Annotated in this window: 21 protein-coding genes; 10 read left to right on the top strand and 11 right to left on the bottom strand. The window is 71.7% G+C overall.

What is annotated here, in order from left to right; genetic code table 11:
* Window positions 1-21: 21 nt before the first annotated feature.
* The 5 genes from ACFTZC_RS13380 (at window position 22) to fabF (ending at window position 5,014) form a co-directional block, all read left to right on the top strand.
* Window positions 22-1,203 carry a helix-turn-helix domain-containing protein gene (locus tag ACFTZC_RS13380; protein ID WP_365812762.1) on the top strand — a complete coding sequence of 394 codons (1,182 nt, stop codon included), beginning with the start codon at window positions 22-24 and terminating at the stop codon, window positions 1,201-1,203.
* Between the two features lie 89 nt (window positions 1,204-1,292).
* Window positions 1,293-2,249, top strand: coding sequence for an ACP S-malonyltransferase (locus ACFTZC_RS13375; RefSeq protein ID WP_382889172.1), 957 nt, complete (start codon window positions 1,293-1,295; stop codon window positions 2,247-2,249).
* A gap of 12 nt (window positions 2,250-2,261) precedes the next feature.
* Entirely contained in the window at window positions 2,262-3,293 is a 1,032-nt protein-coding gene (locus ACFTZC_RS13370; protein WP_382889002.1) for a ketoacyl-ACP synthase III, read from the top strand.
* 87 nt (window positions 3,294-3,380) lie between these two features.
* A complete protein-coding gene (locus ACFTZC_RS13365) occupies window positions 3,381-3,632 on the top strand; it encodes an acyl carrier protein (protein ID WP_365812758.1) in 252 nt (83 codons plus the stop codon).
* A gap of 119 nt (window positions 3,633-3,751) precedes the next feature.
* On the top strand, window positions 3,752-5,014 hold the full coding sequence (fabF, locus tag ACFTZC_RS13360; protein WP_382889000.1) for a beta-ketoacyl-ACP synthase II: 1,263 nt from the start codon (window positions 3,752-3,754) through the stop codon (window positions 5,012-5,014).
* An 87-nt stretch (window positions 5,015-5,101) separates the two neighbouring features.
* Here the strand turns inward: fabF and ACFTZC_RS13355 are convergent, their stop codons facing one another.
* The gene (locus ACFTZC_RS13355; RefSeq protein WP_382888998.1) at window positions 5,102-5,986 is read right to left on the bottom strand and encodes an NAD(P)-dependent oxidoreductase; all 885 of its coding nucleotides are present in this window, start codon (window positions 5,984-5,986) and stop codon (window positions 5,102-5,104) included.
* A gap of 45 nt (window positions 5,987-6,031) precedes the next feature.
* Entirely contained in the window at window positions 6,032-6,526 is a 495-nt protein-coding gene (locus ACFTZC_RS13350; protein WP_365812752.1) for a DUF3145 domain-containing protein, read from the bottom strand.
* A 257-nt stretch (window positions 6,527-6,783) separates the two neighbouring features.
* On the opposite strand from ACFTZC_RS13350, the gene ACFTZC_RS13345 reads away from it, so the two are divergent.
* Window positions 6,784-7,749, top strand: coding sequence for an SGNH/GDSL hydrolase family protein (locus tag ACFTZC_RS13345; protein ID WP_382888996.1), 966 nt, complete (start codon window positions 6,784-6,786; stop codon window positions 7,747-7,749).
* Between the two features lie 19 nt (window positions 7,750-7,768).
* Entirely contained in the window at window positions 7,769-8,770 is a 1,002-nt protein-coding gene (locus ACFTZC_RS13340) for an aldose epimerase family protein (RefSeq protein ID WP_382889170.1), read from the top strand.
* Between the two features lie 97 nt (window positions 8,771-8,867).
* Here the strand turns inward: ACFTZC_RS13340 and ACFTZC_RS13335 are convergent, their stop codons facing one another.
* A complete protein-coding gene (locus tag ACFTZC_RS13335; protein ID WP_382888994.1) occupies window positions 8,868-11,348 on the bottom strand; it encodes a glycoside hydrolase family 3 protein in 2,481 nt (826 codons plus the stop codon).
* 119 nt (window positions 11,349-11,467) lie between these two features.
* Between ACFTZC_RS13335 and ACFTZC_RS13330 the strand changes: the two genes are divergently transcribed.
* Both ACFTZC_RS13330 and ACFTZC_RS13325 read left to right on the top strand, forming a co-directional pair.
* Entirely contained in the window at window positions 11,468-12,055 is a 588-nt protein-coding gene (locus ACFTZC_RS13330; protein WP_382888992.1) for a TetR/AcrR family transcriptional regulator, read from the top strand.
* Between the two features lie 192 nt (window positions 12,056-12,247).
* Window positions 12,248-13,531 carry a pyroglutamyl peptidase gene (locus tag ACFTZC_RS13325; protein ID WP_382888991.1) on the top strand — a complete coding sequence of 428 codons (1,284 nt, stop codon included), beginning with the start codon at window positions 12,248-12,250 and terminating at the stop codon, window positions 13,529-13,531.
* Window positions 13,532-13,558: 27 nt separating this feature from the next.
* Here the strand turns inward: ACFTZC_RS13325 and ACFTZC_RS13320 are convergent, their stop codons facing one another.
* Together ACFTZC_RS13320 and ACFTZC_RS13315 are read right to left on the bottom strand one after the other, a co-directional pair.
* A complete protein-coding gene (locus tag ACFTZC_RS13320; protein ID WP_382888989.1) occupies window positions 13,559-14,398 on the bottom strand; it encodes an EI24 domain-containing protein in 840 nt (279 codons plus the stop codon).
* A 9-nt stretch (window positions 14,399-14,407) separates the two neighbouring features.
* On the bottom strand, window positions 14,408-16,060 hold the full coding sequence (locus tag ACFTZC_RS13315) for an IS200/IS605 family accessory protein TnpB-related protein (protein ID WP_382888988.1): 1,653 nt from the start codon (window positions 16,058-16,060) through the stop codon (window positions 14,408-14,410).
* A 153-nt stretch (window positions 16,061-16,213) separates the two neighbouring features.
* Between ACFTZC_RS13315 and ACFTZC_RS13310 the strand changes: the two genes are divergently transcribed.
* Window positions 16,214-16,708 carry a hypothetical protein gene (locus ACFTZC_RS13310; RefSeq protein WP_382888986.1) on the top strand — a complete coding sequence of 165 codons (495 nt, stop codon included), beginning with the start codon at window positions 16,214-16,216 and terminating at the stop codon, window positions 16,706-16,708.
* Window positions 16,709-16,823: 115 nt separating this feature from the next.
* Here the strand turns inward: ACFTZC_RS13310 and ACFTZC_RS13305 are convergent, their stop codons facing one another.
* The 6 genes from ACFTZC_RS13305 to ACFTZC_RS13280 form a co-directional block, all read right to left on the bottom strand.
* Window positions 16,824-18,311 carry a family 43 glycosylhydrolase gene (locus tag ACFTZC_RS13305; protein ID WP_382888984.1) on the bottom strand — a complete coding sequence of 496 codons (1,488 nt, stop codon included), beginning with the start codon at window positions 18,309-18,311 and terminating at the stop codon, window positions 16,824-16,826.
* A 14-nt stretch (window positions 18,312-18,325) separates the two neighbouring features.
* Window positions 18,326-19,318 (bottom strand): arabinan endo-1,5-alpha-L-arabinosidase, encoded by a 993-nt coding sequence (locus ACFTZC_RS13300; RefSeq protein WP_382889168.1) that lies wholly within the window; start codon window positions 19,316-19,318, stop codon window positions 18,326-18,328.
* 313 nt (window positions 19,319-19,631) lie between these two features.
* Window positions 19,632-21,137, bottom strand: coding sequence for an alpha-N-arabinofuranosidase (locus ACFTZC_RS13295; protein ID WP_382888982.1), 1,506 nt, complete (start codon window positions 21,135-21,137; stop codon window positions 19,632-19,634).
* 183 nt (window positions 21,138-21,320) lie between these two features.
* Complete coding sequence (locus ACFTZC_RS13290) at window positions 21,321-22,187, bottom strand: carbohydrate ABC transporter permease (RefSeq protein WP_382888980.1); 867 nt, start codon at window positions 22,185-22,187, stop codon at window positions 21,321-21,323.
* The gene (locus ACFTZC_RS13285) at window positions 22,184-23,125 is read right to left on the bottom strand and encodes a carbohydrate ABC transporter permease (RefSeq protein WP_382888978.1); all 942 of its coding nucleotides are present in this window, start codon (window positions 23,123-23,125) and stop codon (window positions 22,184-22,186) included. Before ACFTZC_RS13285 ends, ACFTZC_RS13290 begins: the two co-directional genes overlap by 4 nt.
* Window positions 23,122-24,480, bottom strand: coding sequence for an extracellular solute-binding protein (locus tag ACFTZC_RS13280; protein ID WP_382888977.1), 1,359 nt, complete (start codon window positions 24,478-24,480; stop codon window positions 23,122-23,124). Before ACFTZC_RS13280 ends, ACFTZC_RS13285 begins: the two co-directional genes overlap by 4 nt.
* Window positions 24,481-24,676: the final 196 nt, after the last annotated feature.

The raw sequence follows: 24,676 nt of genomic DNA, 5'->3' as shown, positions 1-24,676 counted from the left end.
CCGATAAGGCAGTCTTGTCCCGTGCCTGAACCATCGAACGAACCCCATCCGCATCCCGCCACGCTGCGGCGGCTGGAGCAGTCCTCAGGACGGCTCGCCGCGAACGCCATCGCCCGCATGGACGAGACGCTGCCGTGGTACCGCGCGATGCCGCCGGAGAACCGTTCGTGGATCGGGCTGGTGGCGCAGGCGGGCATCGCGGCGTTCACCGAGTGGTTCCGGCACCCGGAGACCCCGCAGGCCATCTCCACCGATGTCTTCGGCACGGCGCCGCGGGAGCTGACCCGGGCGATCACCCTGCGCCAGACCGTCGAGATGGTGCGGACCACGATCGAGGTCATGGAGGCGGCGATCGGCGAGGTCGCCGCTCCCGGCGACGAGTCCGCGCTGCGCGAGGCGCTGCTCGTCTACGCGCGGGAGATCGCCTTCGCCACCGCGCAGGTGTACGCCCAGGCCGCCGAGGCGCGCGGCGCGTGGGACGCGCGGCTGGAGTCGCTCGTCGTCAACGCGGTGCTCTCGGGGGAGGCCGACGAGGGCGCCATCTCGCGGGCGGCGGCGCTGGGCTGGAACTCCCCCGAGCATGTCTGCGTGCTCCTCGGCACCGCCCCGGACGAGGACAGCGAGCTGACCGTGGAGGCGATCCGGCGGGCCGCGCGCCACGCCAAGCTCCAGGTGCTGACCGGGGTGCTCGGCGACCGGCTCGTGGTGATCGCGGGCGGCAGCGACGACCCGCTGAAGGTGGCGAAGGCGCTGATCGGCCCGTACGCGGCGGGCGCGGTCGTCGCGGGCCCCGTGGTGCCCGATCTGCTGGCCGCCACGAAGTCCGCGCAGGCGGCCGCGGCGGGGCTCAAGGCGTGTTTCGCCTGGCAGGACGCCCCGCGCCCGGTGCTGGCGGACGATCTGCTGCCGGAGCGCGCGATCGCCTCCGATCCGGCGGCCCGCGAGCAGTTGGTGGAGGAGATCTACAGACCGCTCGAAGAGGCGGGCTCGGCGCTGCTGGAGACTCTGAGTGTCTATCTGGAGCAGGCGAGCAGCCTGGAGGGCGCCGCGCGGATGCTCTTCGTCCACCCCAACACCGTGCGCTACCGGCTGCGACGTGTGACTGATGTCACCGGATGGTCACCCTCCGATGTCAGGTCAGCGTTTACGCTGCGGATTGCGCTGATCCTCGGGCGTCTGGCCGACGGGGATCCCCAGTCCTAGGCTTTTGTCGTACTCCAACAATTCCCCTCACGGTTCTTCGTTCCTGTCCTCACGGGCGGTGAGGACCGTACACAAGAGAGAGTGTGAGTGTGCTCGTACTCGTCGCTCCCGGCCAAGGCGCTCAGACGCCCGGCTTCCTGACTCCCTGGCTCGATCTCCCCGGCGCCGAAGACCGGCTGCGGGCCTGGTCGGCCGCCATCGACCTGGATCTGGTCCACTACGGCACGAAGGCCGACGCGGACGAGATCCGCGACACCGCCGTCGCGCAGCCGCTGCTGGTGGCCGCGGCGCTGCTCTCGGCCCGGCAGCTCTTCCCCACCACCGCCGACCTGGTGCCGCGCGTCGGCGCGGTCGCGGGCCACAGCGTCGGTGAGCTGGCCGCCTCGGCGCTCGCCGGGGTGTTCGCGGACGACGTCGCCATGAGCCTCGTACGGGCCCGTGGACTGGCGATGGCCGAGGCCGCCGCCGTCACCGAGACCGGCATGTCCGCGCTGCTCGGCGGCGACCCGGAGACCACGCTCGCCCACCTCGACAGGCTCGGCCTGACACCGGCGAACGTGAACGGCGCCGGCCAGATCGTGGCCGCGGGCACGGCCGAGCAGCTCGCCGCGCTGGCGGAGGACAAGCCCGAGGGCGTGCGCCGCGTGGTGCCGCTGAAGGTCGCCGGGGCGTTCCACACGCACCACATGGCGCCCGCCGTCGAGAAGCTGTCGGTCGCCGCCGCCTCCGTCGACGCCGCCGACCCGGCCGTTCCGTACGTCTCGAACCGCGACGGCGGCGCCGTCGCCACCGGTTCCGAGGTGGTGGCGCGGCTGATCGGCCAGGTCGCCAACCCGGTGCGCTGGGACCTGTGCATGGAGACGTTCCAGGAGCGGGGCGTGACCGCGCTGATCGAGCTGTGCCCCGGCGGCACCCTCACCGGGATCGCGAAGCGCGCCCTGCCCGGGGTGCGGACCCTGCCGCTGAAGACCCCCGCCGACCTGGACGCGGCCCGCGAGCTCATCGCCGGGTCCGCGCCGTCCTCGCACTCCTCCGTGGCTGAATAAGGAGCAGAGAGCATGTCGAAGATCAAGCCCAGCAAGGGCGCCCCGTACGCGCGGATCATGGGCGTGGGCGGTTACCGCCCGGTCCGGGTCGTGCCGAACGAGGTGATCCTCGAAACGATCGACTCGTCCGACGAGTGGATCCGCTCCCGCTCCGGTATCGCCACCCGCCACTGGGCCTCGCCCGAGGAGACCGTCGCCGCGATGTCCGTCGAGGCGGCGGGCAAGGCCATCGCGGACGCCGGGATCACCCCCGAGCAGATCGACGCCGTGGTCGTCTCCACCGTGTCGCACTTCAAGCAGACCCCGGCCATCGCGACGGAGATCGCGGACCGGATCGGCGCGGGCCGGCCCGCCGCCTTCGACATCTCGGCGGCGTGCGCCGGCTTCGTGTACGGACTGACCCTGGCCAAGGGCATGGTCGTCGAGGGCTCGGCCGGACATGTCCTGGTCATCGGCGTGGAGCGGCTCTCGGACCTGACCGACCTGGAGGACCGCGCGACGGCCTTCCTCTTCGGTGACGGCGCGGGCGCCGTCGTCGTCGGCCCCGCGCAGGAGCCGATGATCGGCGCGACGGTGTGGGGCTCCGAGGGCGACAAGTCCGACACCATCCGGCAGACCGTGCCGTGGGACGATTTCCACGCCGGTGCCACGAAGGCCGGTGCCACGGAAGCCGGTTCCAGGGAGAAGTTCCCGGCCATCACCCAGGAGGGTCAGGCGGTCTTCCGCTGGGCCGTCTTCGAGATGGCGAAGGTCGCCCAGCAGGCGCTGGACGCCGCGGGCATCACCCCGGAAGATTTGGACGTCTTCATTCCGCATCAGGCCAACATGCGGATCATCGACTCGATGGTGAAGACTCTGAAGCTGCCGGAGAGCGTCACGGTCGCGCGTGACGTCGAAACCACCGGCAACACCTCGGCCGCCTCGATCCCGCTCGCGATGGAGCGGATCCTGGCGACCGGTCAGGCGAAGAGCGGCGACACCGCGCTCGTCATCGGATTCGGGGCGGGTCTCGTGTACGCGGCGACGGTCGTTACCCTCCCCTAGGCACTCCGGATCTTTCCGGAGCGTCTTCCGTAAATCCTCAGCTCAAATCCGCTCATACATGCTCAACATCGAAGGAGATCGCCCACCATGGCCTTCACCCAGGAAGAGATCGTCAAGGGTCTCGCCGAGATCGTGAACGAGATCGCCGGGATCCCCGAGGAGGACGTCCAGCTGGACAAGTCCTTCACCGACGACCTGGACGTCGACTCGCTGTCCATGGTCGAGGTCGTCGTCGCCGCCGAAGAGCGCTTCGACGTGAAGATCCCGGACGACGACGTCAAGAACCTGAAGACGGTCGGCGACGCCGCCGACTACATCACGAAGCACCAGGCCGCCTGACCACTCGGAGCCTGACCGCTCGGAGCCCGACCGCCTGACCCGTAACATCGCGCGGCAAACGCCACCCGGTGGTGGCGCCGTAACAATTCAGCACCCTCTACACGTGGAGAAGAATTCCAGTGAGCCAGACCAATCGCACCGTGGTCGTCACCGGTATCGGCGCAACCACACCACTGGGTGGCGACAGCGCATCGACCTGGGACGGTCTGCTCGCCGGCCGCTCGGGAGTACGACCCCTGGAGGGCGAGCGCTTCGCCGACCTGCCGGTCCGGATCGCCGCGTCCGCCGCCGTCGACCCGGGCGACGTCCTGCCCCGGCCGCTCGCCCGCAAGCTGGACCGCTCGGCGCAGTTCGCGCTGATCGCGGCCAGGGAGGCGTGGGCGGACGCCGGTTACACCGACAAGGCGGGGGACGACCCCCAGGTCGACCCCGACCGGCTCGGCACCGTGATCGCCTCCGGCATCGGCGGCGTCACCACCCTGCTCGACCAGTACGACGTGCTCAAGGACCGCGGCGTGCGCCGGGTCTCCCCGCACACCGTGCCGATGCTGATGCCCAACAGCCCGTCCGCCAACGTCAGCCTGGAGGTGGGCGCCCGCGCGGGCGTGCACACCCCGGTCTCCGCGTGCGCCTCGGGCGCCGAGGCCGTCGGCTACGCGGTGGAGATGATCCGCACGGGCCGGGCCGACGTGGTCGTGGCCGGCGGTACGGAAGCGGCCATCCACCCGCTGCCCATCGCGGCGTTCGCCAACATGATGGCGATGTCCAAGAACAACGACGAGCCCACCAGGGCCTCCCGCCCGTACGACACGGCCCGGGACGGCTTCGTCCTCGGCGAGGGCGCGGGCGTCGTCGTCCTGGAGTCGGCCGAGCACGCGGCCCGGCGTGGCGCGCGCGTCTACTGCGAGGTGCTGGGCCAGGGCCTCTCCTCGGACGCCCACCACATCGCGCAGCCCGAGCCGACCGGCCGGGGCATCGCGAAGGCCATGCACAACCTGCTCGACAACTCGGACCTCAAGCCGTCCGAGATCGCGCACCTCAACGCACACGCCACGTCCACCCCGCAGGGTGACATCGCCGAGATCAAGGCGCTGCGCCAGGTCCTCGGCGACGACCTGGACCATGTCGCGATCTCCGCGACGAAGTCGATGACCGGCCATCTGCTGGGCGGCGCGGGCGGTATCGAGACGGTGGCCACGGCCCTGGCGCTGTACCACCGCACGGCCCCGCCGACGATCAACATCGACAGCCTCGACGAGGAGGTCGACGCGGACGTGGTGCGCGGGGAGCCCCGCCCCCTGCCGAGCGGCACGATCGCGGCGATCAACAACTCGTTCGGCTTCGGCGGCCACAACGTGGTGCTGGCGCTCCGTACGGTCTGACGCCCGGCACGGCCCGTCACCTGGCGCGGTCCGTCACCCGGTACGGTTCCGGCGTGCCCGGGTCCGGGTCCCGGCCGTCTCCGGGGCTCAGCCGCCCGATCCGCCGAAGCTGGCGAAGTACGTCGCCGCCATGTCGTCGCCGCCGTGGCCCTGCTCCGTGGCCCGGCGGAAACGTTCCGCTCCCGCCGCGGCGAGGTCCAGCCGTACGCCTTCCGCCGCGCCCGCCGCGACGATGAGGCGGGCGTCCTTGGCCGCGGTGGTGACGGAGAAGCTCGGGGTGTAGTCGTCGGCCAGGATCGCCTGGGACTTGGCCCGGAGGTAGCCGCAGTCCAGCGGACCGCCGCCGACGGCCTCCAGGAACCCGGCCGGGTCCACGCCGAGCCCCTTGGCCAGGGAGAGCGCCTCGGCCGTGGCGTGGGTGAGGGCCAGGACCCAGCTGTTGCAGACGAGCTTGAGGCGGGTGGCGGCGGCCGTGCCGCCCTCGTCGCCCAGCCAGACCGTACGGCTGCCCACCGCGTCCAGGACCGGCGCGAGCGGCTCCCTGGCCCCGGGCGGACCCGCGGCCAGCACCAGCAGCTGTCCGCTCTCCGCGGGGGCCCGGGTACCGAGGACCGGGCCGTCGACGAAGACCAGCCCCCGCTCCGCCGCGAATTCGGCCAGCGGGGTGACGGCCTCGACGCCCACCGTCGTCGACTGGAGCCAGACGGTGCCGGGGCGCAGGCCCGGCGCCGCGGCCTCCATCGCCGCCACCACCGCCGGCCCGTCGTACAGCATGGTGAGGACGACATCCGCGCCGCCCACCGCCTCGGCGGGGGTCGCGGCGACGCGCGCACCGTCCGCGACCAGGGCCTCGGCCTTGGCGGGGGTGCGGTTCCAGACCCGGACGTCGAGTCCGGCGCGGCAGAGGTTACGGGCCATCCCGGCGCCCATGATGCCGGTGCCGAGGACAGCTACTGCGAGTGTGTCAGCCATGCGGCCACCGTAGGTCCTCCCGTTCGGATCACGCCGGAGCGCCGCTCAGACCACCTGGTGCAGCCAGCGCACCGGGGCGCCCTCGCCCGCGTGGCGGAACGGCTCCAGCTCGTCGTCCCACGGCTTGCCCAGCAGGGTGGCGAGCTCCACCGCCAACTGGGTCTCGCCCCGCTGCGCGCGGGCGAGGGCGGCCCGCAGCCGGTCCTCGGGGACCAGGATGTCGCCGTGCAGACCGGTGACCGCGTGGAAGATGCCCAGGTCGGGGGTGGCGCTGTAGCGCTCGCCCTCCGCCGTGGGACAGGGTTCCGCGGTGACCTCGAAGCGGAGCATCTGCCAGCCGCGCAGCGCGGAGGCGAGTTTGGACGCGGTGCCCGCGCGGCCCTTCCAGGAGACCTCGGCCCGCCAGGTGCCGGGCGAGGCCGGCTGCCTGATCCAGTCGAGCTGGACCCGTACCCCCAGCACCCCGGCCACCGCCCATTCGACATGCGGGCACATCGCGCGGGGTGCGGAGTGAACGTACAGAACTCCACGTGTCGTCACCGGGACCTCCAGTGTGGGACGAGGTTCGCCTTTCCCAGCGGCCTCAGTAAACAGCATCGGGAGTGAAACTCCGCAAAAGGGACAGCTTGTGACGTGATGTAATTTACCGGAGCCAAGCGATCAGGCGCCTCTGTTTCGACGTGGGAAAAGCTATCGTGCGGTGAGGGGCCCGGGGTGACGTACCGTCGGTCCCGGGACGGATATACGCGAAGCTTTCACCGGCGGACGCCCGCAGCGGACGCCGATCGGGAGGACTGATGCGAGGAGAGAGCCCGCGGAACCGCCGCGGGCCCGGCCGGGTCCGTACCGCGTACGCCGTCCGGGTCCGTACCGTGGCCGCCGTCGTCCTCGCCGGGACCGGGGCGCTCGCCGGGTGCACCTCCTCCGGCTCCGCCTCCTCCGACTCCACCACCGGGGCGGTCAGGCCCTCCCCCCGCCCCACCCCGGTCTGGGACCGCAGCCCGGGCTCCATCGCCGCGGTCGGGGACTCGATAACGCGTGGCTTCGACGCCTGCGGGGTACTCGTGGACTGCCCCGAGGTGTCCTGGTCGACCGGCACGGACAGCGGCGTGCGGAGCCTCGCCTACCGGCTGCTCGGCGGACCGGCGGCCGAGGGACCACCGGCCGCGCGGCTGGCGGAGAACTCCTGGAACCTCGCCGAGACCGGCGCCCGGATGGCCGATCTGCCGGACCAGATGGCGCGGGCGGCGCGGTACGGCCCCGAGCTGGTCACGGTCATGGTCGGCGCCAACGACGCCTGCCGGCGCTCGGCCAGGCAGATGACCCCGGTCGCCGCCTTCAAGGCGTCCTTCGAGGAGTCGATGCGCCTGCTCCGCGCGGACGCGCCCAAGGCGCAGGTGTACGTGTCGAGCGTGCCCGACCTCAAGCGCCTCTGGTCGACCGGACGCGGCAATCCGCTGGGCCGGCAGGTCTGGAAGCTGGGCATCTGCGCCACGATGCTGGGCGACGCGCAGGACGACAGCAAGGGCGCCCAGAAGCGGCGGAACATGGTGTACGACCGGGTCGTGGCGTACAACGACACGCTGAAGGGCGTGTGCGCGAAGGACGTGCGCTGCCGGTACGACGGCGGCGAGGTCTTCGACTTCCGGTTCACCGGCAAGCAGCTCAGCCACTGGGACTGGTTCCACCCCAGCAAGAACGGGCAGAGCAGGCTGGCGGAGATCGCGTACCGCAATGTCACGGCGGCGGAGCCACCCGCGTAGGGTCGTGATCGTGACTGTCATGAACACGGAGCGCGTCGGCGCCACGCCCGAGGGTACGCCGGTCGACCGCTGGACCCTGGAGCGGGCCGGTACCCGGATACGGCTGCTGACGTACGGCGGCATCCTGCAGTCGGTGGAGGTCCCCGACCGGAACGGGACCGTCGCCGATGTCGTCCTCGGCTTCCCCGGCCTGCCCGGCTATCTGGAGCACCGGGGGCCGTACTTCGGGGCGCTCGTCGGCCGGTACGCGAACCGCATCGCGGGCGCCGCCTTCACCCTGGACGGGGTGGCGCACCGGGTCACGCCCAACGAGGGGCCGAACTGTCTGCACGGCGGGGCGTACGGCTTCGACCGGCGGGTGTGGGACGCGGAGCCCGTCGGCGCGGGCGAGGACGGGACGGGACCGTCGGGTGTCCGGCTGTCGCGGGTCAGCCCGGACGGCGAGGAGGGGTTCCCCGGCCGGCTGGAGGTCTCGGCGTCGTACACGCTGGACGGGGACGGGGCGCTGCGGATCGCGTACCGCGCGGTGACGGACGCGCCGACGCATGTCACGCTGACCAATCACACGTACTGGAACCTGGGCGGTGCGAACGGCGTCCCGGCGACCTCCGGGCACGAGCTGCGGATCGCGGGCGGCCGGATCACCCCGGTGGACGGCTCGATGCTGCCGACCGGGGAGCTGGCGCCGGTGGACGGCACGCGCTTCGACTTCCGCGCGTCCCGCCCGGTGGGCCCCGGCTACGACCACAACTACGTCCTGGACGGCGGGCCGGAGGGCGCCGCCGCCGAACTGTACGACCCGGCGTCCGGCCGGGCGGTCACGATCACCACCACGGAGCCGGGGCTCCAGCTCTACACCGGTGACCACTTCGACGGGAAGCCCTTCGGTCCCGGCGCCGGCATCGCGCTGGAGACGCAGCACTTCCCGGACTCGCCGAACCGGCCGGCCTTCCCGAGCACGGTGCTGCGGCCGGGTGAGGTGTACGAGTCGGCCACGGTCTACCGGTTCACGACGCGCTGACGCCACCGGTTCGCGACGCGTTGACGGCCATTCGCCCTCACGGGTGCGGCCCCGGGGCGGTGTCAGGTTCCGCCCCGGGGCCGCACGTCTTCAGACCCTATCCCGTCGCCTCGACCTGGGCGGACAGCCGGCGGTCGCTGACCGAGCGGCCCGCCTGGATCTCGTAGGAACCGGCCACGTACGACCAGGAGTTGGCCGCCTCGTCCCAGATCTCGAACGCCCGGCGGCGCAGCGGGACCGTCACCTCGACGCTCTCGCCGGGGGCCGCCTCGACGGAGGCGAAGCCGGCCAGCCAGCGCGCGGGGCGCTCCACCGCGCCGGCGTCCGCGCCGGGGACCGGGGCGAGGTAGATCTGGACGACCTCGCGGCCCGTACGGGTACCGGAGTTGCGCACCCGCACCCGCGCCCCGGCCGGGGTGGCCTCGATCGTCTCGTACTCCCAGTCGGTGTAGCCGAGGCCGTGGCCGAAGGGGTACGCGGGGGTCGTGCCGGCCCGTTCCCAGGCCCGGTAGCCGATGAACACTCCTTCGGTGTACGGGAGTTCGCCGTTGTCCGGGGTGGTCTTCGAGACCGGCGCGTCCGCGAGGGCGGCGGGCCAGGTGGTGGGGAGCCGGCCGCCCGGCTCCGCGTCGCCGAGCAGGACGTCGGCGAGCGCGGCGCCGCCCTCCTGGCCGGGGAACCAGGTCAGCAGCACCGCCGCGACGTCCTCGCGCCAGGGCAGCTCCACCGGGGAGCCGGTGTTGACGACCACGACCGTACGGGGGTTGACGGCGGCGACCGCGCGCACGAGGTCGTCCTGGCGGCCGGGGAGCCGCAGGTCCGTGCGGTCGAAGCCCTCGGACTCGACGCGCTCGGTGGTGGCGACCACGACGACGGCGGTGGCGGCGGTACGGGCGGCCTCGACGGCCTCCGCGATCAGCTCGTCGGGGTCGTGGCGCGGGCCGAGGTGGAGCAGGGAGACGGCGACGGCGCTGATCGGGGCGTCCGCGAGCTTGAACACGGTGTGCCGGAGGGAGAGTTCGACCGGCACTCCCTCGGCGAGGGTGGCGCGGGCGCGCTCCACGGGCTCGCCGAAGAACGCCTCGAACGGGTCGGCCGCGGAGCCGGGTTCCTGGACGCCGTCGAAGAGGACCTCGCCGCCGACGGTCAGGGTGAAGCCGCCGAGGCCGCGGGTGCCGAAGGTGTGCTCGCCGCTCTCCCGGGGTGTGAAGGTGCCGGTCAGCTCGACGGAGTGGAGCGTCTCGTGGGTGACCCCGTCGGGCAGGTCGGCGCCGGCCCACTGGATCCGGCCGCCGGGGACGGAGCCGGTGCCGAGGATCCGCCCGGAGTCGTCCCGGCAGACGGCGGTCAGCTCGAACCCCTGGTCGGCGTCGGTGAGTTCGTCGCTGGGGTCGGCGCCGATCGCGTAGCTGAGGCGGCCCGGCGGGAGCGCGGCGGTGAGGCCGTCCAGCGGGGAGACGACATGGTCGGGGAAGACGGTGGCGGAGCCGCCGCCGAGGACCCGGGCGTCGCGGGCGGCGGCGCCGCTGAGCGCGATCGTCCCGTCCGCGGGGTCGAGCGGCAGCGCGGGACGGCCGGCCCGCTCCTCGTTCCGTACCAGAACGAAGGAGCGGCGGGCGATCTCGCGGGCCAGCGCCTCGCCGTCGAGCGGCGCGGGCGGGGTGGTGACGGCGGCGGGCGCGCCGTCGAGGGCGCCGGTCCTGGCGGCGAGCAGCAGGACCCGGCGCACGGCGTCGTCGACGGCGGACTCGGGCACCTCCCCGGCCCGTACGGCGGCGGCCAGCGCCTCGCCGTAGACCGTGCGGGGCCCCGGCATCGCGACGTCCAGGCCGCCGAGGAGCGCGCCGGCGGTGGAGCGCGCGGCCAGCCAGTCGGAGACGATGTAGCCGTCGAAGCCCCATTCACCGCGCAGCACGTCGTTCTGGAGGTAGCGGTGCTCGGTCATCGTGGAGCCGTTGACCTGGTTGTACGCGGCCATGATGCCCCACGGGTGGGCGCCCGCCACGATGGCCTCGAAGGGCGCGAGATACAGCTCGCGCAGGGGGCGGGGGGCGACGAGGTTGTCGACGGTGAAGCGGTCGGTCTCGGCGTCGTTGGCGACGAAGTGCTTGACCGTCGTGCCGACGCCGCCGTCCTGGACGCCGAGCACATAGCCGGTGCCGATCTCGCCGGTGAGATACGGGTCCTCGCTGTACGCCTCGAAGTGCCGGCCGCCGAGGGGCGAGCGGTGCAGGTTGACGGTCGGCGCGAGCAGGACGTGCACGCCCTTGCGGCGGGCCTCCTGGGCGAGCAGCCGCCCCGCCCGGCGGGCCAGCTCCGGGTCCCAGGAGGCGGCGAGGGCGGTCGGGGACGGGAGGGCCACGGACGGGTCGTCGGCGGTCCAGCGGACGCCGCGGACGCCGATGGGCCCGTCGGACATGACGAGCGACGCGAGCCCGATCCCGGGCAGTTCGGGCAGGGACCACATGTCCTGGCCGGCCAGGAGCCGGGCCTTGGCGTCCAGGTCGAGCTTGCCGAGCGCCGCGGCGACCGCGGCGTCACGTGCCTGATCGGCCCGGGTGGTGGGTGCGTCGGCCACGGCCGTACCTCCTCGTCGACGTACTGACGGTCGAATGGTTACATGGTGACGGCCAAATCTGTAGAGCGGTAAGTTTGGTTATTCTTTCGTTACCTTGAGCTTGAGGGAGGGAGCGGTCGATGACGAGGGCCAGGACCGAGGAGCGGCGCGCGGACATCCTCCGCGCCGCCCTCGAAGTGATCGCGGAGCGCGGCTACCGGGGCGCGACCCTGGGCGCGGTGGCCGAGCGCGCCGGTCTGACCCAGCAGGGACTGCTGCACTACTTCCCCTCCAAGGAGGCGCTGCTCGTCGCCGTCCTGGAGGAGCGGGACCAGTGGGACACCGGCGGGCGCAGCGACGGCCGCCGCGGCTGGCGGCTCGACCTGCTGGACTCCCTGGTGGAGTACAACGCGATGCGCCCCGGGATCGTCCAGACCTTCTCGGCGCTGCTCGGCGAGAGTGTCACGGAGTCCCATCCGGCCAGGGAGTTCTTCACCCACCGCTACACGCAGGTACGGGGCGAGATGGCCGAGGTCCTGCGCACCGAGTTCGGCGACCGCCTCCCGGGCGGGCTGACACCGGAACAGGCGGCGCCGCTGCTGACGGCGGTGCTGGACGGGCTCCAGTACCAGTGGCTGCTGGACCCGGAGGCGGTGGACATGACGGCGGCGTTCCGCGACTTCCTGACCCTGCTGCGGGCGGGCGGGGCGGGGGGCGCGGAGGCCTAGGGTCTGCCTGCCTTTCTCTCCGTACACCTCCGTTCGGACCGGGCCGGCCCCTGGGCGCCTACGGGTGCCCATGGTCAACAAGGCGGTCCGGAGGCGATACTTCCGCCACCCGACGGAAGGACTCCCGTGAGACTCACGCCTGTACGTCCGCCACGCGTTCGCCCGCGCGTACGGCCCGATCGGCTCGGGCTCGTGCTGCTCACCACCGCGGCGCTCGCCCTCGCCGTACCGCCTCCGGCCGCCGGCGCCGCGGCCCCCGCTCCGACGACCGCCGCGCCCACCGTCGAGGAGCAGCGGCTCGACCGGGACGTGCCTCGGGAGATCCTGCGGCGCAGCGGGTTCGACCAGGTGGCGCCCGGGTTCGTACGGGCGCTGAACGGGGCGGGGTCCTACCGGGCGGCCGAGCGGACCGTCGAACGGCAGGGGGCGCGGCTGTGGCAGCGGGCCGTGGACCGGGCGCAGGGGCGAGGTCCCGCGCGCGGCGACCTGAGCCGGGACGACGACCGGCCGCTGTACTGGGCCCGGCTGGCGATGAGCCGTGAACTGCGGCAGTGGCAGCCGGAGTTCGGGCTCTCGGAGGCGGCGCGCGCCCGGCTGCTCGGGGCGCTGGAGCGCACCTCGCGGGGGCAGGACTCCATGACGTTCCCCGGCAAGGACGGCAAGGGCACCAAGGCGGGCAAGGACGCCAGGACAGGTAAGGGCGCCGCGGCGGGCAAGGGTGTCAAGCGGATCGTCGTGACCGGGTTCGACCCGTTCACCCTCGACCGTGACATCCGGATCAGCAACCCCTCGGGGGCGACCGCGCTCGCCCTCGACGGCACGGTCGTCGAGACCGCCCGGGGGCCGGCCAGGATCGAGGCCGCCGTCTTCCCCGTCCGCTGGCAGGACTTCGCCGACGGCACGGTGGAGCGGGCGCTGCGCAAGCCGCTGGCCCAGGCCGATCTCTTCACCACGGTCAGCCAGGGCCGGGTCGGCCGGATCGACGTCGAGCGCTTCAACGGCGCCTGGCGGGGCGGGTTCGGGGACAACCAGAACGTCTCCGAGACCGGCCTCGTCCCGGTGCGCGACCCGGCCTCGCAGCCGCAGTGGACGGCGACCAGCCTGCCGTACCCCGCGATCGTCACGGCGGACACCGGCCGCTTCCCGGTCTACGACAACACGTCCGTGACCGAGATACCGGCGGGCTCCACCACCGCGGTGGTCCGTCCCGACGGGCCGACGCCCGGCTCGGCGGCCCGCGCCGGGGGCGGCGGGGACTATCTCTCCAACGAGATCGCCTACCGGGCGACCCTGCTGCGCGACCGGCTCGGCCTGGACGTGCCCGGCGGCCATGTGCACACGCCGGTGCTCCAGTTCGGGGCGGGCAACACGAACCCGGCGACGGGGACCGTGACCGACCCGGAGTTCGTGCGGAACCGGCTGGACATCATCGCGCAGCTCCGGTCGATCATCACCGTGGCCGCCGACGCCTCCTGAGGAACCTCAGCCCCGCGGCGCGCCCGGCTACTTCTCCAGGGTGAGCGGTACGCCGGGCCGCCCGGCCCCCGCGCCGTCCCCGGGGGCGGTCGCCGGGCCGGCCGCCGTGGCGTCGTCCGGCTCCGGTTCGCGCTCGGCCGTCAGGTCGCGGACCAGCAGCGTCGCCCCGGCCACCGCCCCCGGCATCAGAAAGACCGCCACCACCGGGACGAGGAAGGCGAGCCCGATCGGGACGCCGAAGCCGAGCGTGAGCATCCGCCGGCCGCGCAGCAGCGCGAGGCGCTCCTTCAGCTCGACGCCCCGGCGCTGGAGCGCCACCGCCGTCAGCTCCTCCGCCAGGAAGTAGCCGGTGACGCAGAAGCCGAGCACGGGCACGACGGTCTGCCCGACGACGGGGATGAAGCCGAGCGCGAAGAGCAGGATCCCGTAGAGCGTCACCCGGACCAGGATGCGCACGCTGTCCCGGGCGGAGATCCACAGGTCGCGCCAGAACGGCAGCCCCGACTGCGGGACCTCGCCGCCCTCCGTGCGGTCGACCTCCTCGGACAGCGACTCGTAGAAGGGCTGTCCGACCAGGAGCGTCACCGCGGTGAAGGTGATCACCGCGAGGAAGAGCCCGAAGACGAAGAGGAGCGCGGTCAGGAAACCGCGGAAGAGCCCGGCCCAGGACGAGGACCAGTCGTCGGCGAACGGCGTCGCCCAGGCGATCACGTCATCGGCCCCGTAGGCGAGTCCGACGAGCGCGCCCGCGTACAACACCAGGGTGACCAGGCCGGGCAGCAGCCCGAACCCCAGCCACCGGCCATGACCGGCGACCCAGCGCTGGCCTTTCATCACATAGCCGAAACCCGACCCCAGATCACGCATGGGGCCAGCCTACCGGCGGGGCCAGGACCGTTCCTCATGACTGAGTGGCAGTGAGTCCTGTTGCCAGGACTCGTGCTCAGCCGAACGTCCCGAACGGTGGTGGGCGTTCTGGTTGCCCGCGTTCGCTCCGTGTCCGGGCGGCACGGATCGTGTCCGTGGTCCGGGAATACGGGGGCGGGGTCCCTCACGCCCAGAGACACCCGGTGGGGCCTGGACGGTCCGATGCCCGGCACCATCACTCTGGTGGTGCCGGGGCGGTGCCGTCCGTCGCCGGACCGGATGTCCCTGAGCGCGCCTTCCGACCGCGATGCTCGCTGCATCGTGCCGGGTGGGTTTACGTCGTGGGGTGGCCAGTGGCTTCTGCCAGTGCTGGGCGCCCCAGCGGGAGGTGTAGGCCGGATCGACCGCGACGATCGTGATCGCGTGTTCGGCTGCCATCGAGACCAGGCGGGCCCGGAGCTTCGCGGTGGGGAAGCGGGAGATCAGGTTCCTGAAGCATGTGCGGCGGCCGTGCTTCTCGCGGGTCTTCTCACGGTCGAAGTCCAGGTCCTCCACCGCGATCGCCTTCACCCCGCACTGGCGGGTCCAGTGGAGGAGGCGGGTGAGGGCGTGGCGGATCTGCGCGTCCCGGTGGGCGGCGGTGCCGGTCAGGTCGTAGAAGAACCGGTGCGGGTCACCGACCGGGTTGCCGTGGACATCGAGGTGCCAGGCGGCGAGGTGGTCGTCGTTCATGTCCACCCCGACACACCCCGCCGCCAGGGCCGCACTCAGCCGCAGAACCGGCACATTCTTGCGCTGCCAGGCGGCCGTCACGTACCAGCGGTCGCGGTCGGTGTCGTGGTGCACGGTGTAGGCGACGGCCCGGTTCCCGGCGATCCGGTCGGCCCATTCTTCGCCCCGGTACGGGAAGACGACCGGCCGTTCAAGGACGAACCGGCCGTGCGGCGCGTTCGCCAGATGCGCCAGCGGGGCGGGAAGCTTGAGGGAGAGCTGCCCGTCGGGAGTGATGCGGATGGTCTCGTTGCCGTACCGCTTGCCCGACTCCCCGTCCGCCGACAGAAACAGGCGCGCCGCCTCCCAGCGACGCCGCCACCGCTCTTCGGTCAGCCGCGCCTCGGTGAGGTGGTGGCGGGTGTTCGCCAGACGCTTACCACCCCGCACCACCCGCACCCGCCCTGCCTGCCAGTCCGCTACCGCCCGGTCCCGACGTGCCTCCAGGACGGTCAGGCGCCGGGACTTGGCATGCCACTCCCGCCGCGAACGGTAACCACCCGGCGCACCCTTCGTACCCCGCTCACCGACCGGCAGCGCGAGGCGGTGGCGGACCGTCGCGATCCCCGCCTCCAAACCACGGACATGCGCCGCCAGGCCCCGGCGCGCCAACGACCACTGATCATGGGTGGCTTTGGTGATACTCCCCGCCCACCGCGACGACGACCGGCCCGTCAACGCACGTTTGCGTACCGCCCAGCGCTCCGCATTATGGTCCAATCCGTCACGGCAGCGGACCGCCAGGTCCCCCGAAGCCAACGAGCCCAGACAGCCGCCCACCTCAGCCAGCACCCGCTCCTCGACCGCCGACACACGCAGCCGGGTACGCACTGCAACACCCGCCGGGCCGGGCACGACGAACGGCGCGGCCAGCGCCCGAAGCTCCGCCATCCACCCCGCCTCTCTCCGCAACCCCGACCGGGTCTCCGGTACAGCACCGGCATCCCGCCTCGAACAGGACAACGAACCACCGACCCAGAAGTCACCCAACCAGCCCAACAGCCACCCACACCAACCAAATCCACCACACAGAGCGTCGACAAGGTGCAGCGGCTCGGGGGCGGTTCGGCCGCCCTGGCCCACGTCCGGGGGCGTACGGTCGAGGCCGCCTCGCCCGCCGGGTCGGTGAGCCCGCGGGGCGATCTGCGGCTGCCGCTGGACGACCCGCGGGAGCTGGCCGCGGTCAACTCGCTGCTCGCGCAGGGCGTGCGGGTCCGGCGGACGGCGGACGGCGGACGGCGCGGCGATCGTGCCGTCGTCGGCCCGGCAGCGGGCGGCCGTTCTCGCGGACCGTCACGGGGTGGCCTTCACGGCGACGAAGGAGAAGGGCACGGGGGCGCTGCACCGGACGCGGGTCGCGGCGGCGGTGAGGACGGCATGGGCGCCCCGCGCGACGCGGCGGGCCGGGCGTCGGTCGTCAGCGGGACGTCGGCGGCGGGAGCGCGGGTGACGCTGTTCGGTACGGAGCCGCTCTTCCGCGACCACCCGAAGGGCCTGTTCTCCCAGGTGGGCCGCGCGCTGCTGGCGGCGGCGGGGTGACCCGGCCGGGATCCTGACGGACCTGACGGACCTGACGGGCCCGATGGACCCGACCGGACCAGGGGCTGTTCCTCTCCGGCTTGCGCGGAGGAACAGCCCCTGCCGTATAGGTATGTCAGGCCGGTCTGATCTGCCACTGCTGGCAGGTGTTGCTCAGCCAGGACCACTGGCGTACGTCCGCCCCGTCGGCCGTGGAACAGTCGGCGACGTCCGCGACCTTGCCGCTGCGCGCGTTCACGATCCGTACCCAGCCGCCCTGTTCGGTGACGACGAGCCGGTACGCCTGGCAGAGGTTGTTCAGCCAGGACCACTGGCGCAGATCGGCGCCGTCCGCGACGGAGCAGTCCGCCGTGTCCAGGACCTTGCCGGTGGCGGCGTTGACGAGTCTGCTGGTGTCGTTGCCGAGGTCCTCGAACCGCCAGCGCTGCTGGGCGCCGCCGTTGCAGGTCCACTGCCGGACATCGGCGCCGTCGGCCGTCGAACCCCCCTCCACCTCAAGGCACTTGCCGCTGTTGCGGTTGACGACGGTGTACGCCCCCGGGGTGGCCGCGCTCTCCCCGGAAGGTCCGGCGAGGGTGGTGCCGAGCGCGACGGGGGTGCCGAGGTTCGGGGTGCCGTCGGCGTTCCAGGTGAACTTCTGGGCGCGGGTGGTGCGGCCGTTGTCGCAGCCGTCGCCCGCCGCGTCGTTGGCGTGGTAGACGATCCAGCTCTCGGTGCCGTCGGGCGAGTTGAAGAACCCGTTGTGGCCGGGACCGTACACCCCGGCCTGGTCGTTGCGGCTGAAGACCGGCGTCGGCTTCTTCGTCCAGGACGAGGCGCTGAGCGGATCGGTCCCGGTGTAGGCGAGTTGGCCGAGCTTGTAGTCGGCGGTCCAGCAGCCGCTCGCCGAGTAGACGATGAAGGTCTTCCCGTCGCGCTGGAGCACCTCGGGCCCCTCGTTGACCGTACCGCCGGACCGCTCCCAGGCGAGGGTCGGCGTGGAGATGGTCGAGAAGGGGCCGCTCAGCGTGTACGGGTTGCTCATCGGGGCGATGACGAGGTTCTGCGTGCCGCCGCCCTGCGCGCTGCCCAGCAGGTACAGCGAGCCGCCCAGGGTGAGCAGGCTGGCGTCGAGCATCCAGCCGGAACCGAGCTGGTTGCGGTAGGTGTACGGGCCCATGGGGTCGGCGCCCGCGCTCTGCAGGACGTGGACGCGCTGGGTGGGGTTGTAGTCGGCGATGCCCTGGCCGGCCACGTAGTACAGGTACCAGCGGCCGTTCCAGTAGTGCATCTCGGGCGCCCACATGTTGCAGCAGCGCGAGGAGGTGGAGTCCGACCACACCTGGACGCTGGGCGCGGTGGAGAGCCCGGCCAGGGTGGGCGACCTGCGCATGGTCAGCTCGGACGTCCACGACGTCGTGACGAGGTAGTAGTTGCCGTCGTAGTACTGGATCCAGGGGTCGGCGCCCTTCTGCGACTTGACCGGGTTGGTGTACGGGCGGCCCTCGGCGGCGCCGGCGGCCCCGGAGAGCTGGGCGGCGAGCGCGGCGAGGAGCAGGGCCAGCAGCAGGACCAGGGCGCGGTGGGCTCTTCTGGTGCCCGTGGAACGGGCGGCGTGTGTCATGTGACCGGCCCCCGTCAGTAGGCTGTCGGCCAGCCACCGGACCAGCTCAGCAGGTTGACGCCGAGCTTGGGTGTGCCGTTGTCCTGGCCGTCGTAGTAGTGGTAGACGAGCAGGTCGCCGTCGCTGTCCGGCATGATCGACTGCCCGCCGGGGCCGATGTAGCGGCCGTGGCTCTCCAGCACGAGCGAGCCGCCGTTGTTCATCATGTTCACGCCGTTCTTGTCGACGTAGGGCCCGGTGACGCTGGTGGCCCGGCCGACCTTGATCTTGTACGTGGAGCTGGTCCCGGCGCAGCACGTGTCGTACGAGGCGAACAGGTAGTAGTAGCCGTTCCGTTTGACCACGACGGGCGCCTCGACCGCCTTGGTGCCGGTCGGCCGCGAGGCCAGCGAGCGGCGCGCGGTGTCGCCCGCGTACTGCTTGCCGGTGGCGGGGTCGATCCTGATCATCTTGATGCCGGTCCACCAGGAGCCGAAGGTGAGCCACCATTTGCCGTCGTCGTCGACGAAGAGGTTGGGGTCGATGGCGTTGTAGTCGCTGGTGGCGTTGGAGGTGTAGACGATGCCGTAGTCGCTCCAGCTCCCGGGCTGCCCGGTGGTGGAACCGGCCAGTCCGATGGCGGAGGTGCTGGAGCCGAAGGACGAGACGGCGTAGTACATCAGGTACTTCCCGCCGTGGTACGAGATGTCGGGCGCCCAGGGGTCCTTGGCCGGGGAGTACGCGGACCACCAGCTCGGCAGGGTGGTGAAGGCGGAGCGGTTGCGGCTGAAGGCGATCCGGTCGGTGGAGGTACGGGCCTGGAGGCCGTCGCCGGTGGAGTAGAGCAGGTACTGGCCGGACGAGGTGCGCAGCATGGTCGGGTCGTGGACGACGATGTCGCCGGTGACCCGGCCGGGGTTGGGGTAGGCGGCGGCGCTGCCCGGGACGAGGGCGAGGAGGACGGCGGCGGGCAGGGCGAGGAGCGTGGCCCTGCGGAACGTACGCGATGTGCGGGTCGTACGGAACATACGGGACCTGCGCGGGGCGTGCGGGGTGTGGGGGGCGCGGGGGTCCCTGGAGGTACCGGGGATACGGAAGGTGCGGCTCACGCGAATTCTCCTTACGGCGTGCGGGGAAACCGTTCGGACCGTTCGGCATCTCGAACTTCGCTCGGAACTTCGGACGGGAAGCTAGAGTCGAAGCGCTTCCGCGTCAACGGTTCGCGCAGACTTCGTCACGCGCCCCTCACGGTGCGCGGGCGCCACCCGCACAGCACGCGGCCCCCGGTGGAGCGCCAGGGGTCGGCGGCTCCACCGGGGGCCGGGGATCGTACGGTGGCGGTCAGCGCAGCCGGATCACGTTCCAGGACAGCGGCTCCAGCGTCGCGGTCAGCGCGCCGTCGGCGAGCGCGGTGCCCTCCCCGGCGTGCGGGGTGACCCGCTCCTGGTCCACCAGTGTGTTCCTGGCCTCGGGGTTGGCGTCGGCGAGCACGGAGTGCTCCACCACCTCGGTGAGGCCGAGGCCGGCCAGTGCGACCTCCAGCGGCAGCGGCTCCGTCTGGCCCCGGTTCACCGCGAAGACGGTGACGGAGCCGTCGTCGGCCCGTACGGCGGTGGCGTGCAGCAGATCCGTCTCGCCGTACTTCTTCGTCTCGTGCGAGGGCGAGTCGACCCGTACGTCGAGGACCGTGCCCCTGCCGTACTTCGCCGCCTGCGCGAACGGGAAGAAGGTGGTCTGCCGCCAGGCGGGCCCGCCCGGCTCGGTCATGATCGGCGCGATCACGTTGACCAGCTGGGCGAGGCAGGCCACGGCGACCCGGTCCGCGTGCCGGAGCAGCGCGATCAGCAGGGAGCCGAAGACGACGGCGTCCGTCACCGAGTAGACGTCCTCCAGGAGGCGGGGGGCCTCCTCCCACTCCGCGACCTCGTGCGGGTTGGGCGTGTCCATGTACCAGACGTTCCACTCGTCGAAGGAGAGGTTGATCTTCTTCTCCGACTTGAGCTTGGCACCGACGTGGTCGCAGGTCGCGACGACCTTCTCGATGAAGGTCTCCATGTCGACCGCGGAGGCCAGGAAGGAGTCGCGGTCGCCGTCCTTCTCCCAGTAGTAGGCGTGCAGGGAGACGTGGTCGACGAGGTCGTACGTCTCGGCGAGTACGGTGGCCTCCCACTCCGCGAAGGTATCCATCCCTGAGCCGGAGGAGCCGCAGGCGACCAGTTCGACGTCCGGGTCGATCTGGCGCATGGCCCGCGCCGTCTCGGCGGCGAGCCGCCCGTACTCCTCGGCCGTCTTGTGGCCGGTCTGCCAGGGGCCGTCCATCTCGTTGCCGAGGCACCAGAGCTTGATGCCGTACGGGTCCTTGTCGCCGTGCGCCCGGCGCCGCTCGGACAGCTCGGTGCCGGCCGGGTGGTTGGCGTACTCCTGGAGCTCGATGGCCTCGGTCACGCCGCGCGTGCCGAGGTTGACGGCCATCATCGGCTCGGCCTCGGGGCCGGCCTTGCGGACGAAGTCGATGAACTCGGAGAGCCCGAAGCGGTTGGACTCGGTGCTCTTCCAGGCCAGGTCGAGGCGGCGGGGCCGCTCGTCCACGGGGCCGACGCTGTCCTCCCAGCGGAAGCCGGAGACGAAGTTGCCGCCGGGGTAGCGGATCGCCGTCGGGCCCAGCTCCCTGACCAGGTCGAGGACGTCCGTGCGGAGCCCCGCCTCGTCGGCGGTCGGGTGGCCCGGCTCGTGGAGACCGGTGTAGACGCAGCGGCCCAGGTGCTCGACGAAGGAGCCGAAGAGACGGGGGTTCACCTCACCGACGGTGAAGTCGGGGTGCAGGGTGAAGCGTGCGGAACGGGTCATGACTTCCTCAACTGACGATGGAACTCGGAGATCTGCGTGCCTGAGAAACGTGACTGCGTGACTACGTGAGTACGGGAGAGCGGGGCGTCGGAGCAACAGGGGGTAACGGAAGTAACAGCGGGGGCGGCGGGACGCGGGGCGGCGCGGAAGCGCTTCGACTGGTGCTTCGACCGGAACGTGGCCTCACTGGCCCGCCAGTCCGGTGTGCGCCACGCCGCTGACGATCTGCCGCTGGAAGAAGACGAAGACGATCACGAGGGGCAGGCCCGCCATCAGTCCGCCGGCCATCAGCTGCGCCCACTGGATGCCGTAGGAGTTCATGACGGTGGCGATGCCGTTCGGCATGGTCATCAGATCGGGGTTGTTGGTCACCATGTAGGGCCACAGGAAGTTGTTCCACGAGGCGATGAAGGTGAAGATGGCGACGGCGGAGAGCGAGGGCCGCGACAGCGGCAGGACGACGGTGAAGAAGACCCGCCACCGGCCCGCGCCGTCGATGAACGCCGCCTCCTCCAGCTCCCTCGGGACGGACTGGAAGAACTTGTAGAGGATGTAGACCATCGCCGCGGGCGCGCACTGCGGCAGGATCATGCCCCAGTAGGTGTCGACCATGCCCATCGACTGGACGGTCGTGAAGAGCGGCACACCCAGCACCGCGGGCGACACCATCAGACCGGTCATGACCAGTCCCAGCAGGGCGTTCCTGCCGCGGAACTCGGTACGGGCGAAGCCGTACCCGGCGAGGGCGGAGACCAGCACCACGACGAAGGTGACGCAGACCGAGACGACGAACGAGTTGACGAACCAGTTGGGCAGGTTGCCGGTCTCGAAGATGGCCGTCCACGCCTGGACCGTCCACTCCTTCGGCAGCCACCCCACGGGGAGCGCGACGGCCTCGGTCTCCGACTTGAGCGAGGTGAACAGCGCCCACAGCAGCGGCGCCGTGCAGAGCACGGAGACGGCGGCGCCCAGCGCGGTGAGCACGATCTGGCTGAAGGTCCACTTCCGCGGGCCGGAGACGCGCTTCTCGGGGACAGCGGTGGCGCTCATCGGGCACCCTCCTCACGGTTGCGCAGCAGCCACATCCGCCCCAGGGCGACGGCCGCGATGATCACGAAGAAGATGACGGACATCGTGGAGGCGTAGCCCACGCGATAGCTGGTGAAGCCCTGTTCGAGGGTGTACTGCACGAACGACCTGGTGCTGTTCTCGGGTCCCGGGCCGAAGTCCTGCATCACGACCGCCTGGTCGAAGAGCTGGAGCGAGGCGAGGATCTGGAGCGCGATGACCAGACCCGTGATGTTGCGCAGCAGCGGCAGGGTGATGTGGACCATCCGGTGCCAGCCGTTCGCGCCGTCCAGCTTCGCGGCCTCGTACAGGTGGGCGGGGATGCCCTGGAGCGCGGCGAGGTAGAGCAGGAAGCTGAAGCCGACCGTCCACCAGAGGGTGGCGATGACGACGGCGAGCATGGCGTACGCCTTGTCGGTCAGCCAGGGCGTGTCGATCCCGAAGACGTGGTTGATCATGCCCGTGCCGGGGTTGAACAGCCACTGCCACAGGTTGCCCGCGACGGTCGACGGCAGCAGGAACGGCATGAAGAAGCAGAGCCGCCACAGCCACTTTCCGCGCTCGATGTGGTGGGCGAGCATCGCGAGCAGAAAGGCGAGGACGGTGATGCACGGGACGACGAGCAGCGTGAAGTACGCGCTGCGGCCGAGCGAGTCCCACATCATCGAGTCGTGCAGGGCCTCGCGGTAGTTGTCGAGGCCGATGAAGCTCGTGTTGTCGCCGGAGATGTTGGCGTCCGTGAAGCTGAGGAAGATGCCGCGCAGCAGCGGCCAGATCACGAACAGGACGAAGAGCGACAGGAACGGGGCGACGAACCAGCCGCCGTGCTGGAAGCCCTGCTTGCGGCGGACCGTGGCGCTGTCGGCGGCGGTTCTCGTGCGCGCCGGGGCGATGACGGTGCCGGCACTGGTCGTCGTCATGCGACCGCACCTCCCTGCGCGGCGGTCCTGCCGTCCATCGGGTTCTTCCGGGTGAGGAGCCGGGCGAGCTGTTTCCTCATCCGCCCGGCGACCACGTCCGGCTTGGCGGAGCCCGTCGTCGAGGAGACGACCAGAGGGCCGATCTCCTGGGCGAGGATGCCGGTGGAGCCCGCGAACCACACCTTCGGCTCGGTGGCCTGGTGGTCCATGGCGCTCGCGTACTCGTGCTGCGGTTCGAGCTTCCGGTACGCGGACGTGGACAACGTCGGTGTGTAGGCGGGGATGTGGCCGCCGGCCGCCCACTGCAGGGCGTGCTTGACCACGTACGCGGCGAGCCGGTGCGCGCCCGCGTCGGCGGCGCCGCCGCGCTCGGCCTGGTGCGGCAGGACGAAGGCGTGCGACTCGGCGTGGGTGGCCTGCTTCCCGAACACGGGCGGCAGCGGCGTCGCACCGTACTCCACCTTCGCGCCGGAGAAGACCGGCACGGACCAGTTGCCCTCCCAGGCGAACGGGGAGCCGTTGACGAACTGTTCGGCTCCAGCTGTGCCGCCGTACCCCGGGTTGGCGTACCCGTCGGTGATGTGGCGGCGCAGGAACTCCAGGACCTCGGTGGCCTTGTCGGTGTCGAAGGTGGTCGCGGTGTTGCCGGCGTCGAACCAGGTGCCGCCGAGCTGGGTGTAGAAGGCGACGAAGAACCACCACTGGAAGTTCTGGTCGCTGTGCCACAGACCGATGGTCTGGAGCCCCTTCCCGGTGGCCTTCTTGGCCTCCTTGAGCACGTCGAACCACTCGTCGGGCGATGTCACCGGCACCATCCGGCCGTCGTCCCCGAGCAGGCCCGCCTTCCGCAGGACGTCCTTGCGGTAGTAACAGAGCTGTACGTGGATGTCGAGCGGCAGGGCGTAGAGCTTGCCGTCGATGACGGAGCGCTTCCACAGCGCGGGGTTGAAGTCCGCCTCCCGCACGCCGTACTCGGCGAGCAGGGCGGTGTCCCAGGGGTCCAGGAGGCGGCCGGGCGAGAAGCCGGTGACCCGGCCCAGGTGCATCACGCCCAGGTCCGGCGCGCGGTTGCCGGCCGCCGCCATGGCCAGCTTGGTGTAGAAGGGGTTGCCCCACTGGAAGGTGGAGTCCTTGACGCCGATGGCGGGGTTGGCGCGGCGGAAGGCGTCGAGCATGGCGATCATGTTGGCGCCGTCGCCGCCGCTGAAGAGGTTCCAGTAGCGGACGCGGGCGTCCGTGGTCGAGGTGAGCGCGGAGGCGCCCGTCCCGGCGGCGGCCAGACCGAAGCTGCCGGCGACGGCGAGTGCGCCCAGTCCGCCGAGCACGCCGCGGCGGCTCGGGAGCGAGGGTGGCATGACGGCTCGATTCTGTCGTCCCCACGGCTCCGCCCCGTATCGTCCGAAATACCGAACAGCAGCCGTAACTTCGAACCCGGAAACTATGGTCGAAGAGCGAACGAGTCAATCCCTTGCGCAGGAAAAGACCGAGGGCCGCACCCTGGCGGGGGTGCGGCCCTCGGTGGGACGGGGCGCTGTGGAGCGGGAGGGCCGG

The organism is Streptomyces sp. NPDC056987, from assembly GCF_042673865.1.
Lineage (GTDB): Bacteria > Actinomycetota > Actinomycetes > Streptomycetales > Streptomycetaceae > Streptomyces.
This window is presented reverse-complemented; position numbering and strand designations above follow the sequence as displayed.